The sequence below is a fragment of the Bacillus sp. ATD genome, assembly GCF_050585765.1.
GTDB lineage: Bacteria > Bacillota > Bacilli > Bacillales > Bacillaceae > Bacillus > Bacillus stercoris.
Map to the genome: position 1 here is coordinate 48,402 of NZ_JBOBQH010000002.1, position 15,327 is coordinate 63,728.

Sequence of the window (15,327 nt, forward strand, 5' to 3'; positions counted from 1 at the left end):
TTTAACCCAACATTGATATCTACTTAATACCTGTTCCTGAACCGCTAAGACCTTCCAAAATGTAGCGCTGAGCCACAATATAAATCAAGATCAATGGGATGGTGGAAATCGTCAAGACAGCCATAACTTGATTTGTGTAGACAGGCTCTGTGCTGTTGATAGCTGTAATCGCAACTTGAATCGGAAATTTCGACTTATCCGTCAAAACCATTAGCGGCCAAATATAATCATTCCAGCTGCCGATAAAGGCTAAGGTTCCGACAGTTGCTACAGCTGGTTTAGACATCGGTATCATAATCCGCCAGAAGATTTGCCATGTATTTGCCCCGTCAAGCTTGGCCGATTCAATCATTTCCTCCGGAATTGCCATGAAAAAGTTTCGGAACAGATAAATATTGAATGCCCCCGCTAATGCCGGCAAAATAACGGCAAGGCGTGTATCGACCAGACCGATTTTATGAATAATTGTAAACTGTGAGATTAAAATCGTTTCAAACGGCACAATTAAAAGCGCTAACAAAATGCCAAAGAGCATCTTTTTCCCTGTGAATTGCAGTTTGGCGAATGCAAACCCTGCCATTCCGTTAATCACAACAGATCCAACTGCTACGCACAAACCATAAAAAAGACTGTTACCAATATACATAAGCAAATCAAAACGAGTCAGCACTTCCCTATAGGACGAAAACCATTCTGCCAGATGAAGAGAGGGCAGAAATGCTTTGAAGCTGTTCATGTTGTTGTAAATTTCCGCTTCCGGCTTCATTGAGGATGCAATCATCCAAATGAGCGGAAAGATAAATAGAACGGCCAGCAGAACAAGACACGTATACTCCAGAATTGTCAAAGGCCCGAACTTACGTCTCATTGGTCTTCATCCTCCTTAACAAGCTTGCGTTGTGCGAGTGTCACCAATCCAATAATCGTTCCAAATAAGAGCGCGATTGAGCTTGCATATCCGACCATCCGATCGGTAAATCCAGTTTGATAAATATAATAGACAACCGTCATCGTTGAATTGACTGGTCCGCCCTGGGTCATGACCATGGGCTGAACAAGGAGTTTAAACGCGCTGATTAGCGTGGTGATAAAGATAAAAACAGATGTCGGTTTTAACAAAGGTAAAGTAATGTAAATAAAACGCTGCCATTTATTCATGCCATCTAATTGCGCCGCCTCGTAGACATCCTCGGGAATGTTTTGCAAACCAGCTAAAAAAATCAGCATCTGAAAACCTGCTCCCTGCCAAGCGGAAACGGCAACGATCGTAAAGATTGCTTGCTTAGGGCTCGTCAAGAAAGGCTGTGGTGATAGACCGAAGTGCGCCAATACATTATTGATCATTCCTTCATTTGGATTTAGCAAGTACATCCACAAAACGGAGATGACAACCAATGACATGACGACAGGACTAAAGTATGCGACTTTGAAAAAAGCGTTGGCTTTGCGCTTTTTATTCAATAGGAGGGCAAGCCCGAGCGCTGCCCCGATCTGTAGCGGTATCAAAAAGACTACAAATGTAACGGTGTTGCCCAAACTTTTTAAGAATATTGGATCCTGAAAAAGTTTGATGAAATTATCAAAGCCGATAAACTGACGCAAATCAGGCGTCAACAAATAATAATCTGTAAATGCGTAGTACACAGCCATGATAGAAGGAATCACAAGAAACATGAATAAAATCAGCAGCGCCGGTCCTAAGAACATATATGCGACTGCGTTTTCCCGCCAGCGTATTTTATTCACTGTTTTTCTTTCTAATGGAAGGGCCTGTCCAGTCTCTTTCAATATTGTTTTATTCATGGCGTCCACCTGCTAGTTTGCCTTATCAATGGCAGATTGCATTTCTTTTACACGTGTATCCAGCACTTTTTGAATATCCTGATTTTGATCATAAAAGCTGATATCATCGATTGTTTGTTGAAAAGCTCGAGTTACCTGCGGATATGCCGGTGTCACCGGACGAGCATGGCCTGTTTGTTTCAGCTGCTGCATAAAGACATTCATTTCATCAGAAAATTCTTTTGTCAGCACTTTCTCTGATGAATAACGTACAGGCAGAGCGGCGATTGATCGGCTCAATTCAATATTGGAATCCTTATTAGTCATCCAATCTACTAATTTTGCTGCCCATTCTTTATTTTCAGACGCTTGTGTCATGGCGAACTGCCAGCTTCCCGAAGGAGAGACAAGCTTTTTGGTTTTTGGTGATACAGGATATGGCATTACTCCATAATCGACGTTGGAAAAGTTTGTTTTCAGATCGGTTATTGTCCACACGCCGCTCATCTTCATCGGGTATTTCTCCGTTTCAAACGCTTGTTTGACAGGAGTGCGTGTTGTATAGCCCTCTTTAAGCATCGTTTGTATAAACGTCATCGCTTCAACGGTTGGTTTTTTGTTAAAGACACCATCCGCTTTCTTCCCATTTTCTGAAAGGATATCCCCGCCAGCTGACCAAACAAAAGGTAAGAGGGCATAAGTCAACATTTCGTCTTTTGACTGTAATTGCATATCGATGGCTGGTTTATCATATTTATGTTTCAGCTTTTTGCAAAGCGCAAGAAATTCTTCCCATGTCCAAGGGTCTTTTACTGTTGGCAGCGTTTTCAAATCAACCCCGGCATCCTCAAGCATTTTTTTGTTATAGTAGATGCCAACCGACGATTCACTGACGCCGATGGCATACAGTTTACCTTGATAGGTGCCTTGCTGCTTAATGCTTGGCAATAAATCTTTCTGGTCTTTAACATACTCATCCAAAGGTGCAATAACGCCAGATTTTGCATAAGCCGCAGTGTTTGGTCCGTCCAAAGTGATGACATCAGGCAGGGTGTTCGTTGTTAATGCCGCATTCACTTTGTCTTCATAACCTCCACCATTTCCGCTTCGAGGAATGAATTCAATTTTTGCCTCGATATTTTCTGAAGCGTACTTTTTATTAAAGGCATCCACCCTTTTTTTGTAAATCTTTCCTTCCTCGTTATCATCGGATACATGCACCCACATCGAAATCATTTTCTTTCCGCCGCTATTTGCACTTTCGCTTTTGTTACAGCCCCAGATGGCACACATAAGCAACAGAGACAAGCTTCCTAACATCAATCTTTTCATATTCGTTACTTTCCCTCCTTTTGCACAAATTGTAAAAGCGCTTTCAAGAAGAATTGTATGTCAACCGGTTTTATGTGTCAACCGGTTGACATAAATTTATGTACAATTCAAAATATAAAGAACAATGTGGTGTATAGCCATTTGATCTATGGAAAATCCTTGCACATGTCAGTCTGATTCTCTAAAATAAGTGCGTGATGAGTATTGTAAGCCATTTCAGTAAAGCAGGGGGAAAGGGAATGAAGCCTAGCATTCATGATGTTGCAAAAATAGCGGGAGTTTCATCTACAACGGTTTCAAGGGTATTAAATAATCGCGGCTATATTAGCGAAAAAACAAAAGATAAAGTTTACAAGGCGATGGAAGAAATCAATTACTTTCCAAATGATTTGGCCCGTTCTTTGTTCAGAAAACGCACCAATTTAATAGGGCTTATCATTCCAAACTCCAGCAATCCGTTTTTCGGCGAACTCGCCTTTTATATTGAAAGCATCTGCACTTCCATGGGCTATAAACTGCTGCTTTGCAATAGTTTAAATCGAATAGATAAAGAAGAAAAATATCTCGAAATGCTGATTAGAAATCAAGTGGATGGCGTCATCGCCGTCACTTACAACCGGGGAATACTCAATTATCACCAGCAAAATCTTCCGATTGTCGCGATCGACCATTACTTATCAGAAACAGTTCCTGTTGTCGGCTCAGACAACTTTGATGGAGGCAAAAAGGCAGCAGAACTACTGATAGAAAAGGACTGTCAGCATATCGTTCACATCAATGGGCCGATTGAACTTGAAACGCCTGCAAATCTCAGGAGAAAAGCATATGAAGATGTGATGCGTGAACACGGAAGACAGCCTATTACATATGAAGTGTCATTTCATGAAGACTACCAGAACATCATTTCAAAACTATTCGATGAACAGCCTGCAGTTGACGGAATTTTTGCCAGTGATGACATCATGGCTGCCGGAGTCATTACAGAAGCAAAAAAACGTGGAAAAGACGTTCCAGGTCAATTAAAAGTGATTGGTTATGACGGTACAGAAACCATTCAGGCTATTCTGCCGGAATTAACTACAATCCAACAGCCGATTGAATTAATTTCCAAAACAGCCATTGAGATTTTAGAAAAACAAATTGAAGGCGAATTTGATGATTTACCACTTGAAACGTATTTGCCCGTACAGCTTTTCGAAGGCGGGACGACGTAATGAACATGGCAGAAGAGTTCCAGGAGTTAGATGATCTCTTTTTATAGATGACCTTTTAATGCTTCTAATTGATTTGCTTGTTCTATATTTGATACACATAAAATTAGAAGAAAGAGAAATTGAGAAGGATCATTCGCAGAGGGTGTATATCAAGAAGAAAACATACCAAAATCAATTTGGTATGTTTTTATTTATATGTTGAATCTCTTAAAGGCATCCATACATGCTCCCAATGCTGTGTGCGTGTAAGCTACCCGAGACAAACATAGCATCACCAAGTTAGAGGAGTAAACCTTGAGTTTGCTCCTCTTTTTATATGCTAACGATGATTCTTGTGAAGCGATATGGGGAAGATTAAAGACTAATCTGGAATTTTCATAAAAATTATTTTGACATTTCAATGTAAACAACTTATATTCATATATGAGCATACATTCATATAATTATTTTGCATCACGTTAGAATGCTCAATGACAGATGTAACATCATAACTACATATGTATCAACAAACTTTCGTTAAGGAGGAGATTTTTATGGGTCATAATCATACCGAAGGAGCCAATAAAAAAGTTTTATTGTTCTCTTTTATCATCATTACAGGTTATATGATGATAGAAGCTATAGGCGGATTTCTAACAAATAGTCTGGCGCTTTTATCAGATGCAGGCCATATGCTGAGTGATTCAATCTCATTAATGGTTGCCCTGATTGCTTTTAGATTAGCTGAAAAGAAGGCAAGTCACAATAAGACATTCGGATATAAACGATTTGAGATTCTCGCCGCGGTGATAAACGGGGTTGCATTAATTCTTATTTCCCTTTACATCATTTATGAAGCAATCGAACGTTTCTCTCACCCACCGGAAGTTGCTACAACTGGCATGCTTACGATTAGTATTATCGGGTTAATTGTGAATGTATTGGTTGCATGGATTATGCTGAGAGGCGGAGACACAGAGGGTAACCTGAACATAAGAGGAGCTTATTTACATGTGCTAAGCGATATGCTCGGCTCTGTAGGCGCCATTTTAGCTGCCGTACTTATCATCTTCTTTGGGTGGGGCTGGGCAGACCCATTGGCGAGCGTCATTGTGGCTATTCTTGTTTTAAGAAGCGGTTACAATGTGACTAAAGATGCCATTCACGTATTAATGGAAGGAACACCAGAAAATATCGATGTCACTGACATTATTCATACAATTAAAGAGACAGAGGGAATTCAAGACATTCATGATTTACACATATGGTCTATCACAAGTGGATTAAATGCTCTTTCCTGCCACGCTGTTGTTGCCGATCAACTAACCATTTCAGAAAGTGAAAATATTTTACGCAAAATTGAACATAAGCTTGAGCATAAAGGCATTACGCATGTAACCATACAAATGGAAACCGAAGCGAATCATCACGATAATACGATCCTTTGTCAGGCCAAAATTGAGAAGCCTCTTGACCACCATCACCATTAAATTTTTTCTCTCATTATATAGTGAGGAGATCAATAGCATTTTGCAGATTCTGTCTACTGATAATATAAAATTGATGGAGGGCTTAATATGTACGACACTATCGTAATCGGGGCTGGTCAAGCAGGAATCTCAATAGGGTATTATCTTAAGCAGACCGGCCAAAGGTTTCTCATTTTGGATAAAAGCCATGAGGTTGGGGAGAGCTGGAAAGATCGGTATGACTCATTGGTTTTATTTACTTCTCGAATGTATAGCTCATTGCCTGGAATGCATCTTGAAGGAGAAAAGCATGGATTTCCTTCAAAAAATGAAATTGTTGCTTATCTAAAGAAATATGTTGAAAAATTTGAAATCCCAATCCAATTACGGACAGAAGTAATAAGTGTCCTAAAATCAAAGAATCATTTCTTAATAAAAACCAATAGAGAAGAATATCAAGCGAAGAATCTTGTCATTGCTACAGGTCCTTTTCATACCCCTCATATTCCATCAATATCAAAGGATTTAGACAGTAATATTAATCAATTACACTCGTCACAATATAAGAATTCAAAACAATTGGTAGATGGAAATGTACTAGTAGTTGGTGGGGGGAATAGTGGTGCTCAGATAGCTGTTGAATTATCCAAAGAAAGAGTTACATATTTAGCTTGTAGTACTAAACCAGTTTATTTCCCTTTATTGATTGGAAAAAGAAGCATCTTTTGGTGGTTTGATAAATTAGGAGTTTTACATGCAAGTCATACATCAATATTAGGAAAATTCATTCAAAAGAAAGGCGATCCAATATTTGGGTTCGAATTAAAACATGCCATAAAACAGAGGGAGGTCATCTTAAAAACAAGAGTCATAGGGGGAAAGCAAAATGAAATCGTTTTTAATGATTCATCTTCATTAGAAGTAAATAATATTATTTGGGCTACAGGTTTTAGGAATCCCCTTAGTTGGATAAAAATAAAAGGTATTTTGGATAAAGAAAATCGAATCATACATCATAGAGGTGTTTCACCTATAGAGGGATTGTACTTTATTGGTTTGCCTTGGCAGCATAGGCGAGGTTCAGCATTGCTTCAAGGCGTTGGAAATGATGCTGAATACATTGTAAAACAAATGAACGGTGAATAAATTGAGTAGAGCAGTAACTCACAAGTTTACTGCTCTATTTTTTGTGTGAGTAAGTGTCGTTATGTTACGGTGTAAAGCCGCAAAGGTATCGCTGTTGTATCTCTTGACTTGCAACCTTCTCGTGCTACATGTGCAGCACGTAAGGTTGCTTCCCAAATCGTAGGATGAACTGAAGAATGACTGATAATGCCGTTGCAATACTCTTCACTATATTAAGGGGCTCATTTAGTATATGTATAAAGCGATTTTTCAAATCGCTTTTTTTGCAAAAATCATGTTAACCTCTAACTTCTTTATCAGTAAGAACTTTTAAAGCATCTCTTACTTTTAATGCGAAGTTGATAGGTTTATCGATTGATTCGAAATGAATATACATCAGTCTTGGTTTATCAAACAACCAGTGATTATGAAGTGACGTGACAATCAGATCATGTTCCCGAAGCACACTAATAAATGGATTGATTTCTTTTTGAAGAATCACGGTTTCACCACTGCAAAGAGCGCGGCCATCTTTTGTCATTGATTCAAATGAAAACATCTGAGGAATGAGTAAAAATGATCTTCCCGGTCTTCCCAGTACTTTTGGTTTTATATTCGTTCGTGATCTCATCACTGTGCAAATTCCATTTTCAAAAGTATGCATGGTTCCACCTAAAATATCGTTGAATTCGTCACAAAGACCATGCTGTTGAATCATTTCACCATCAACTTTTGCTTCTGCACGGACTGTTCTCTTGACAAGAACTTTCATAGCCTCCCTTACTTTTCTTGCAAAGGTGAGAGGTTCGTCTATTGATTCAAAATGCATAAACATCAGACGTGGCTTATCAAACAGCCAATGGTTATGAACGGCAGTTACAATAATACCAAATTCGCGTAACTCAGTCATAAACGGGTTCACTTCTTCTTGAAGTAAAACAGTCTCACCTAAACATAAAGCTCTGCCATTCCGATCCATGCTTTCAAATGAAAAGGCTTGAGGAATAAAAGGAAATGCTTCTGCTCTTCTTCCAAGTACCACTGGATGAATGTTGTTTCGAAATCTTGTAGCCGTACATACACCATTTACGACACTAGGTGTTGAATTGAGAATCCTTGCAAATTCCCTGCAAAGTTGGGATGGCTCCATGCCCATTTCTTCCACTGAATATCTCCTCCTGAATATATTTACACCTTACTTTAAAGATATGTGGAGATGGAAAAAATGTAACACGGCATGAGTCTATATAGGAGAAATTCAATTGTTATTTAAGTTACAAAATGATCAATATTCCTCTGAAAAAATGAGTAGCCGAATGTCGTATGGTCCAATAATAGTTTTTTTAATATGACAGTATAAAATCCTTTGAGTAAAGAAACCTAACGGAAAAGGTTCGCTGAAAGGAGGAAGAGTATGTGGGGAAGAAAAAAATTGAAAACAAAACATCCTTAGTCTGGAAAATGGCTATTGCATCTGCTGTTTCTTGGGAAGCGGCAAAACTAGTGGGCTCTAAACACCCGTATTTAGCACCTCTATCTGTTATATTATGTTTGCAAACGACCATCGATAAGTCGATTCGATTTTCTTTTCACAGGATTGTGGGAACGGCAATCGGGGTCATGTTAACAGCCTATCTTGTTAGTCATTTACATATGAATGGTTGGATATTGGGTCTTTTAATGTTAGGCGGGACCTACATTGCAAAGTGGTTAAGATTAGATGAAACGGTTTTACATCAGGTTGCCCTCACCATTTTATTAGTATTTACGTTTGAAAGAACATCTAAAGATTATGTGATAGATCGGATCATCGATACGATTATTGGAGTCATTATCGCTATTTTGATTCATATGTTACTTTTTCCGCCAGACTTTACAAAAAAGGCAGCCGGATCTTTTCAAACATTAGCTCATCAGCTTTCTGACATACTTTTAGAACTGTCCAAATGGGTTCAATTAGAGTGGGGACAAGGAAAAGGGAACTTAATGGAGTATAAAATGAACCATCTCCTACAGGAGCTGCATGCGACAAAAGAAATGTTACAAACGGCTTCTCAGAGCGTAAAATTCAACCCAATCAGAAAAAAGCATAAAATCATTCTCTCAAGATATCAAATGCAGATGCAAAAGATGAATGCAGGATATGAGTATGTATCAAATATCGCGAAAACGTTAAAAGAATGGGAAAAAGAAGGGACTTTATCTTCAAGTGACAAAATGGAGTTGGGCAATGATTTAAAAATGTTAAGTGAATTTTTTGAGGAATTTAAAGGAATACAACAGGGGCAAATAAACGATTGGAAACACAACATGCTATTGGAATCTCTTCGTTCAAAACTGATGTTGTATCCACCGCCTAATCATAAGGTCTATAAAGACTCTTTTTTTTTAGAAACGACAAAATTGCTGAAAAACCTATAATATTTTTTCGAAAAAAGAATATGGATATACAGATGTAGATGTAATGAGGTAAAAGCGGGGGAATAAAATGGATGATATACACCGGATTTTGGATGTAGTCGCCAATTCTAAGAATGCTATGGTATTGGCTACCATAATTAAAGTAGAGGGGTCCGCTTATAAAAAAGAAGGGGCCTCCATGTTAATTTTAGGGGACAAAACAAGAGTTGGCATGTTATCTGCCGGTTGTTTAGAAGAGGATCTTGTTGAAAGGGCAGAGCAAGTTTGGACTACAGGAGAGCCCTTGATTGTTCATTTTGATATGAGTGAAGAGGACGATTTATCGTGGGGACAGGGAGTTGGCTGTAATGGTGTTTTGACGGTTTTACTCGAGCCTGTAAAAGGGGAATTAGAAAGAAATCTTAGGACAGTAAAGAAATGCTTAGATATAAAAAAGTCTGTTACTCGAATGAAACGATTCACTAAAAGATTAGAGCCAAGGGAAGATATGTATATCGTTGAAGATGGCAGCGTGTTTGGAACTGGGGATGTTAAGGAGCTAGGCTGTATTCAAAAACTGAGAAATCAGAATCCCCTTTATGATACAGAAAAGGGAATCAAAAGAGATGAATATACGTCTGATTTATTTTTTATCCATCAGATGGTTCCAAAACCTTGTTTATATGTCTTTGGAGCAGGGGAAGATGCGAAGCCATTAGTTTCTTTGGCAGCTGGTATAGGCTTTCATGTCACAGTGATTGATTGGCGTCCTTCTTTATGTCATAACGGCCATTTTCCTAAAGCCGACGATTTGATTGTAGGAGTACTGGAAGAAGTAATGGAGGGTCTGAGCATTACAGAAAGGGATTTTATCGTCATAATGACACACAGCTTTCAAAAAGATCAGATCATTTTACATAAATTTAAAAATATGGATGTGTTTTATAAAGGTGTATTAGGCCCTAAGAGGCGCACGGAACGACTATTAGGCGGGGCTCAGATTCCAGAAGATATTCATTCCCCAATTGGACTTCCCATTGGGGCACAAGGCCCCGAGGAAATTGCTATAAGTATTGTTGGCGAGATGATTAAAAACATGCGAAAACAAAGGTCTACCTCATGAAAACAGCAGCCATATACTTGGCAGCTGGTACAAGCAGACGTATGGGAACAGATAAGCGAAGTTTATTTCTTAATGGAGCCTCCCTAGGAAGTATGGCTCTTAAAAATGCCTTGTTATCTAAATTAGATCATATTTTCGTTATTACGAGAAAGGGAGATTCATTGCATTGGCTTTCGGCTTTTTTCTTTTTATATCCTATGTCAAATAAATGGAGTCAGGTGGAATGTGAGCAAGCGGGTAAGGGCCAGGGCCACTCCATACAATGTGGTTTAAAAAGAGCAGTAGAGTATGAGGCTGATGCCGTTATCATTCTTCTTGCAGATCAGCCATTTGTCACCACAGATATCATCAATACGTTAATTGATTCCTATCAAAGAGAGCACCACTATTCATTTATAGCTGCTGAAAATCAACATCTGCCTATGCCCCCTATCTTATTTTCAAATCAATGTTTTCCAGTGTTACATCAGTTAAAGGGAGATCAAGGCGCTCGGTATGTCATCCGTGAACATATTTTAAATACGGGAAAAATGATTAACTTCCAAGACCCTTTGCTTTTTTATGACGTAGATACAGTTGAAGATTACAATTTACTACTGAATAAATTCGGGGAGTGAATGAGTTGGAGTATATCGGGAAAAGTGTTATACGAAAAGAGGCCCTTGAAAAAGTGACAGGAAAGGCGAAATATACAAATGATTTTCAAGAAACAGGGACATTACACGCAAAAATGTTGGTTAGTCCGTATGCTCATGCGAATATTGCTTCTATAGACTTTTCAGAAGCTTGGAAGATTCCTGGAGTGAAAGCGATATTGGGTGATGAACCTTTTCCGCTTGTAGGTGAAGAAATTAAAGACAGGTCACCGATTGCTTATAAAAAAGTTAGATATCATGGTGAGCCAGTTGCTGTAGTTGTTGCGGAAAATCCAATCATAGCTCAAAAGGCGGCGGATGCCATCAAAGTGTCCTATGAACCTCTTCCTGTCGTAAATTCCCCCCGTGCGGCCTTCCAGAAGAATGCTCCCCTCGTCCATGAACATTTGGACCGCTATGAGAAGAAGGAAGGTGTATACCCGGTTCCGAAGACAAATATCGCAAACCTAGATAAAATCAGAAAAGGAAATATAGAAGACGGGTTTAGGGAAAGTGATGTGGTAGCAGAGTTTCAAATTTCCTTTAATCCTTCTGATCACGCTGCTATGGAAACAAGATGCTCGATTGCTGAAATTCGAGCGGATGGAGAGATTATCATCACCACATCCTCTCAAGCTCCTTTTGCCATTAAAAAATTAATGGAATGGTATTTTGGAATTGAACCTGGAAAGGTTATCGTCAAAACCCCTTTAGTAGGAGGGGCGTACGGGGGAAAAGCAGCAGTTCAGTTAGAGGTTATTGCATATTTGGCATCAAAAGCAGTTGGTGGGCAGCCTGTAAAATTATTTAATTCAAGAGAAGAGGATATGATCACATCTCCTGTTCATATCGGATTGGATGCCATCGTAAAATTAGGAGCAACAAAAGATGGAATCTTAAGGGCGGCAGACATTCAGTTTTTATTTGATGGCGGAGCATACTCCGATAAAGGAGTTGACGTCAGTCGAGCTGGAGTGGTTGATTGTACGGGTCCATACGCAATCGACCATATATGGTGTGATTCATATTGTATGTATACGAATCATCCATATCCCAGTGCATTTAGAGGCTATAGTCATGCTGAAGTTTTATTTGCTTTTGAACGAACGATGGATGTATTGGCAGAAAAGCTAAACATTGATCCATTAGAACTTCGCTATAAAAATGCCATTCATCCTGGTGATACTACACCTACTCAAGTTCTTCTCAATTCAAGCACGGTCGGAAATGTACCAAAATGTATTGAAAGATTGAAGGAATTAATGAATTGGGACGAGGGACAGAGAATTGAAATCGATGATCGGAAGATACGGGCAAAGGGAATGAGCTGCATTTGGAAAACGTCAACATTTGATACAAATGCAACATCCGGGGTTATTTTAACCTTTAATCCTGACGGAAGCATTAATTTGATGTCAGGGGTAGTGGAAATTGGAACAGGGACAAAAACAGTGTTAGCCCAAATCTTAGCGGAACGAATGAAAATGGACATAAGCAAAATTCATGTAAAAATGCTTATCGATACCCAAACAACACCTGAGCATTGGAAAACCGTAGGCAGCAGAGGGACTTTAATGGGAGGAAGAGCTGTACTGAATGCAGCGGAGGAAGCCATTCGAAAGCTTAAGGACGTGGCATCTTGTGTGTTAAGAGTTCCTGTTGAGGAATTAGAGGTGGCTGATGGAAAGGTTTATTTTTTAGATAATCCTAATGTGAATGTTGAAATAAAAGACATTGCTTACGGATATACATTTCCAAATGGAAATACCATTGGCGGCCAAATCATTGCGAGCGGCAACTACACATTAACCCGGATGACGAATTTAGACCAAGAAACAGGAAAAGGAAAGCCGGGACCCGAGTGGGCTGTAGGCGCTCAGGGAATTGAAGTTGAATTAGATAAACGGGATTATACGTATCGAATTACAAAAGCCTATTCTGTTGTGGATATAGGAACTGTACTGAATGAAAAAGCGGCAAGGGGTCAAGTGATGGGGGCGATGAGTATGGGAATTGCATTTGGAGGAAGAGAAACCTTTGTGTTTGATCCATACGGAAGAGTATTAAATCCTCAACTTAGAACATACAGACCCCTTCACTATGGAGAGCAGCCTGAATATATCATTGAATTTGTTGAAACCCCGCATGTGATTGCGCCTTATGGAGCGCGCGGCGGCGGGGAACATGGCCTGTTGGGGATGCCGGCAGCATTGGGAAATTGCCTTTCCACTGCTTTAGGTGTCCAATTGAATCAACTTCCTCTGATTCCTGAACATTTATGGAGGACGCAAGAGGGGTGGAATGATGATACCTTTTGATTTCGACTATTTTAAACCGAAGACCATTCAAGAAACAACCCGCCTGTTTCACTCTCTTGCGGCCGAAAAGAAAACACCAATGTATTATTCCGGCGGCACAGAAATCATAACATTAGGAAGGTTGAATCTCATCTATACGGATGCAGCTATAGATATTAACGCACTTCCGGAATTTCATACCATCCGTTTTCATGAAAATTATCTAGTGATGGGAGCAGGTGTGTCATTAACGAAAGTGGAGGAAGAAAATCCGTTTCCGTTATTGAGTAAAACAGTAAGTGAAATCGCGGACCGGACGGCTCGAAATAAAATCAGCCTGGGTGGAAATATTTGCGGGAACATCTATTACCGTGAGGCAGTCTTGCCATTGTTAATTTCCGATAGTTTGGTAGGAGTCGCAGGGAGAGCAGGGCTTCGTTACCATCCTATTAATAAAGTATTTAACAGGGAAATACAATTACAAAAAGGGGATTTTTTATTTCATATCCTTATAGATCGAACGTATATAGAATTGCCATTTGTAAGTATAAAAAGAAGACAACAGTGGAATGTTGGGTATCCATTGGTGACAGTTTGTGCACTAAAAAAAGATGAAGAGGTTAGAATGGCCTTTAGCGGCGTATGTCCATTTCCTTTTCGTTCTATTGAAATGGAGGAAATGTTCAACGATAAAAGCTATTCATTAGAAGACAGAGTGCGCAGGTCTTTACAGTATCTGCCCAAACCCATTCTTGATGATGTAGAAGGCTCAAGTGAATATCGGATATTTGTCTTGCAACATGCAATCTTGGATGCCTTACATGAATTAGAAGGAGGCCCAAATGTCTAACCCTATTACATTAAAAATAAATGGCAAGGAAAGACGGATTACTGTCAGACCAGCCGATACTTTGTTATATGCCCTTCGTCTTCGTCTTGGATTAACTGGTTCAAAGCCAGGCTGCTTAAATGGCGATTGTGGCGCCTGTACGGTATTAATAGATGGAGTACCGATGAAATCTTGTTTGATGCTTGCAGTAGAAGGTGAAGGTAAGGATATTACTACAATTGAAGGAATTATAAATACGCCAATCCAAAAGGCTTTTATTGAGAAATTTGCGTTTCAATGTGGCTATTGTACCCCAGGTTTTCTAATGAATTGTCATGCTTTAGTGAATACTGAGCCGAACGCTGGCGATGAAATGATAAAAGATTGGCTGCAGTCCAATATTTGCAGATGTACTGGTTATAGGGAGATTGAAGAAGCAGTTAAATCTGTTTTACATACAGAGAAAGGGAATCATTAGCCCGGCATAACTGATTACCAAATATCACGTAAGATTTTTCTTCTAATGAGATCCTTAAAGCCTGAGATGAACTGAATGTTTCATCCAGGCTTTTTTTAGGTATAATATAGCTTATCCTAGGGTGTAATGCATATAGGCAATGATGAGTCAGCTTCCTGTAATGAAGAAACGTTTCTCAGCAAACGAAGGAGGCTTGGGTATCTATAGCTCTTTTACCATTACCTTTTCGCCATTAAAATCGAGTTCACCATTAAAGTGAAAACCAAACCTTTGATAAAGGCGAAGAGCATGAATATTATTTTCAAATATACTTAAATAAATTCTCTTACATTTATATAGCTCAGCAAGGTGCTGAATGAGAGCTTTAAGCATTTTCTTCCCTAATCCTTTTCCCTGATAGTGTTCGTCGATAAAAAATCGGTCAAGCCAAACTCGTCCATTTTTATTATCTTCATCATACTCGGGAAACAATCCATACATTGCAAAACCGACTAGATCTCCTTCAGAGTAAAGCCCGACAGGTTTATAATAGGGGCATTCTTTCGCATCCTCTAAACACACTTTTGCAGATTCAATATATGATAGTTGATTCTGGCTGACATGCAGATCAAGAATGGCAGCACGATTATCATCAGTTACTGCTTTTATTTTTATACTCATACTA

The 15,327-nt window shown here is 39.2% G+C and carries 14 protein-coding genes; 9 read left to right on the forward strand and 5 right to left on the reverse strand.

What is annotated here, in order from left to right; translation table 11 throughout:
- Positions 1-19: 19 nt before the first annotated feature.
- The 3 genes from ACQXR1_RS04545 to ACQXR1_RS04555 are packed head-to-tail and all read right to left on the reverse strand — an operon-like array spanning position 20 to position 3,114.
- Positions 20-868: a carbohydrate ABC transporter permease gene (locus tag ACQXR1_RS04545; RefSeq protein ID WP_430771791.1), complete on the reverse strand. Its 849-nt coding sequence runs from the start codon at positions 866-868 to the stop codon at positions 20-22.
- A complete protein-coding gene (locus ACQXR1_RS04550; protein ID WP_069149932.1) occupies positions 865-1,803 on the reverse strand; it encodes a carbohydrate ABC transporter permease in 939 nt (312 codons plus the stop codon). The genes ACQXR1_RS04545 and ACQXR1_RS04550 overlap by 4 nt, the downstream gene beginning before the upstream one ends.
- A 12-nt stretch (positions 1,804-1,815) precedes the next feature.
- Entirely contained in the window at positions 1,816-3,114 is a 1,299-nt protein-coding gene (locus tag ACQXR1_RS04555; protein ID WP_430771792.1) for an ABC transporter substrate-binding protein, read from the reverse strand.
- A 239-nt stretch (positions 3,115-3,353) separates the two neighbouring features.
- Here ACQXR1_RS04555 and ACQXR1_RS04560 point away from each other — a divergent pair, with 239 nt between their 5' ends.
- The 3 genes from ACQXR1_RS04560 to ACQXR1_RS04570 all read left to right on the forward strand — a co-directional run bounded on the left by ACQXR1_RS04560 (position 3,354) and on the right by ACQXR1_RS04570 (position 6,922).
- Positions 3,354-4,328 carry a LacI family DNA-binding transcriptional regulator gene (locus ACQXR1_RS04560; protein WP_322393562.1) on the forward strand — a complete coding sequence of 325 codons (975 nt, stop codon included), beginning with the start codon at positions 3,354-3,356 and terminating at the stop codon, positions 4,326-4,328.
- Positions 4,329-4,861: 533 nt separating this feature from the next.
- Positions 4,862-5,797: a cation diffusion facilitator family transporter gene (locus tag ACQXR1_RS04565; protein ID WP_014664724.1), complete on the forward strand. Its 936-nt coding sequence runs from the start codon at positions 4,862-4,864 to the stop codon at positions 5,795-5,797.
- Between the two features lie 87 nt (positions 5,798-5,884).
- A complete protein-coding gene (locus ACQXR1_RS04570) occupies positions 5,885-6,922 on the forward strand; it encodes a flavin-containing monooxygenase (RefSeq protein WP_418657304.1) in 1,038 nt (345 codons plus the stop codon).
- A 277-nt stretch (positions 6,923-7,199) separates the two neighbouring features.
- On the opposite strand, the gene ACQXR1_RS04575 is transcribed toward ACQXR1_RS04570, so the two are convergent.
- Positions 7,200-8,066, reverse strand: a complete 867-nt coding sequence (locus tag ACQXR1_RS04575) for a DUF1259 domain-containing protein (RefSeq protein WP_430771793.1) — start codon at positions 8,064-8,066, stop codon at positions 7,200-7,202.
- 296 nt (positions 8,067-8,362) lie between these two features.
- Here ACQXR1_RS04575 and ACQXR1_RS04580 point away from each other — a divergent pair, with 296 nt between their 5' ends.
- The 6 genes from ACQXR1_RS04580 to ACQXR1_RS04605 all read left to right on the forward strand — a co-directional run bounded on the left by ACQXR1_RS04580 (position 8,363) and on the right by ACQXR1_RS04605 (position 14,663).
- A complete protein-coding gene (locus ACQXR1_RS04580; protein WP_071581584.1) occupies positions 8,363-9,322 on the forward strand; it encodes an FUSC family protein in 960 nt (319 codons plus the stop codon).
- A gap of 67 nt (positions 9,323-9,389) precedes the next feature.
- A complete protein-coding gene (locus ACQXR1_RS04585) occupies positions 9,390-10,424 on the forward strand; it encodes an XdhC family protein (protein ID WP_430771794.1) in 1,035 nt (344 codons plus the stop codon).
- Positions 10,421-11,041, forward strand: a complete 621-nt coding sequence (locus tag ACQXR1_RS04590; protein WP_430771795.1) for an NTP transferase domain-containing protein — start codon at positions 10,421-10,423, stop codon at positions 11,039-11,041. The genes ACQXR1_RS04585 and ACQXR1_RS04590 overlap by 4 nt, the downstream gene beginning before the upstream one ends.
- A gap of 5 nt (positions 11,042-11,046) precedes the next feature.
- Positions 11,047-13,377, forward strand: a complete 2,331-nt coding sequence (locus ACQXR1_RS04595; RefSeq protein WP_430771796.1) for a xanthine dehydrogenase family protein molybdopterin-binding subunit — start codon at positions 11,047-11,049, stop codon at positions 13,375-13,377.
- Entirely contained in the window at positions 13,364-14,206 is an 843-nt protein-coding gene (locus ACQXR1_RS04600) for an FAD binding domain-containing protein (RefSeq protein ID WP_430771797.1), read from the forward strand. Before ACQXR1_RS04595 ends, ACQXR1_RS04600 begins: the two co-directional genes overlap by 14 nt.
- Positions 14,199-14,663 (forward strand): (2Fe-2S)-binding protein, encoded by a 465-nt coding sequence (locus ACQXR1_RS04605; RefSeq protein ID WP_430771798.1) that lies wholly within the window; start codon positions 14,199-14,201, stop codon positions 14,661-14,663. Before ACQXR1_RS04600 ends, ACQXR1_RS04605 begins: the two co-directional genes overlap by 8 nt.
- A gap of 201 nt (positions 14,664-14,864) precedes the next feature.
- On the opposite strand, the gene bltD is transcribed toward ACQXR1_RS04605, so the two are convergent.
- A complete protein-coding gene (bltD, locus tag ACQXR1_RS04610) occupies positions 14,865-15,323 on the reverse strand; it encodes a spermine/spermidine acetyltransferase (protein WP_038829690.1) in 459 nt (152 codons plus the stop codon).
- Between the last annotated feature and the right edge of the window lie 4 nt (positions 15,324-15,327).

Excerpts from the sequence above, each read along its gene's own strand:
- ACQXR1_RS04590 (WP_430771795.1), top strand. The coding sequence starts at position 10,421 with ATGAAAACAGCAGCCATATACTTGGCAGCTGGTACAAGCAGACGTATG.
- ACQXR1_RS04585 (WP_430771794.1), top strand. The coding sequence starts at position 9,390 with ATGGATGATATACACCGGATTTTGGATGTAGTCGCCAATTCTAAGAAT.
- ACQXR1_RS04565 (WP_014664724.1), top strand. The coding sequence starts at position 4,862 with ATGGGTCATAATCATACCGAAGGAGCCAATAAAAAAGTTTTATTGTTC.
- ACQXR1_RS04605 (WP_430771798.1), top strand. The coding sequence starts at position 14,199 with ATGTCTAACCCTATTACATTAAAAATAAATGGCAAGGAAAGACGGATT.
- ACQXR1_RS04545 (WP_430771791.1), bottom strand. The coding sequence starts at position 868 with ATGAGACGTAAGTTCGGGCCTTTGACAATTCTGGAGTATACGTGTCTT.
- ACQXR1_RS04550 (WP_069149932.1), bottom strand. The coding sequence starts at position 1,803 with ATGAATAAAACAATATTGAAAGAGACTGGACAGGCCCTTCCATTAGAA.
- ACQXR1_RS04560 (WP_322393562.1), top strand. The coding sequence starts at position 3,354 with ATGAAGCCTAGCATTCATGATGTTGCAAAAATAGCGGGAGTTTCATCT.
- ACQXR1_RS04555 (WP_430771792.1), bottom strand. The coding sequence starts at position 3,114 with ATGAAAAGATTGATGTTAGGAAGCTTGTCTCTGTTGCTTATGTGTGCC.
- bltD (WP_038829690.1), bottom strand. The coding sequence starts at position 15,323 with ATGAGTATAAAAATAAAAGCAGTAACTGATGATAATCGTGCTGCCATT.
- ACQXR1_RS04580 (WP_071581584.1), top strand. The coding sequence starts at position 8,363 with ATGGCTATTGCATCTGCTGTTTCTTGGGAAGCGGCAAAACTAGTGGGC.
- ACQXR1_RS04570 (WP_418657304.1), top strand. The coding sequence starts at position 5,885 with ATGTACGACACTATCGTAATCGGGGCTGGTCAAGCAGGAATCTCAATA.
- ACQXR1_RS04600 (WP_430771797.1), top strand. The coding sequence starts at position 13,364 with ATGATACCTTTTGATTTCGACTATTTTAAACCGAAGACCATTCAAGAA.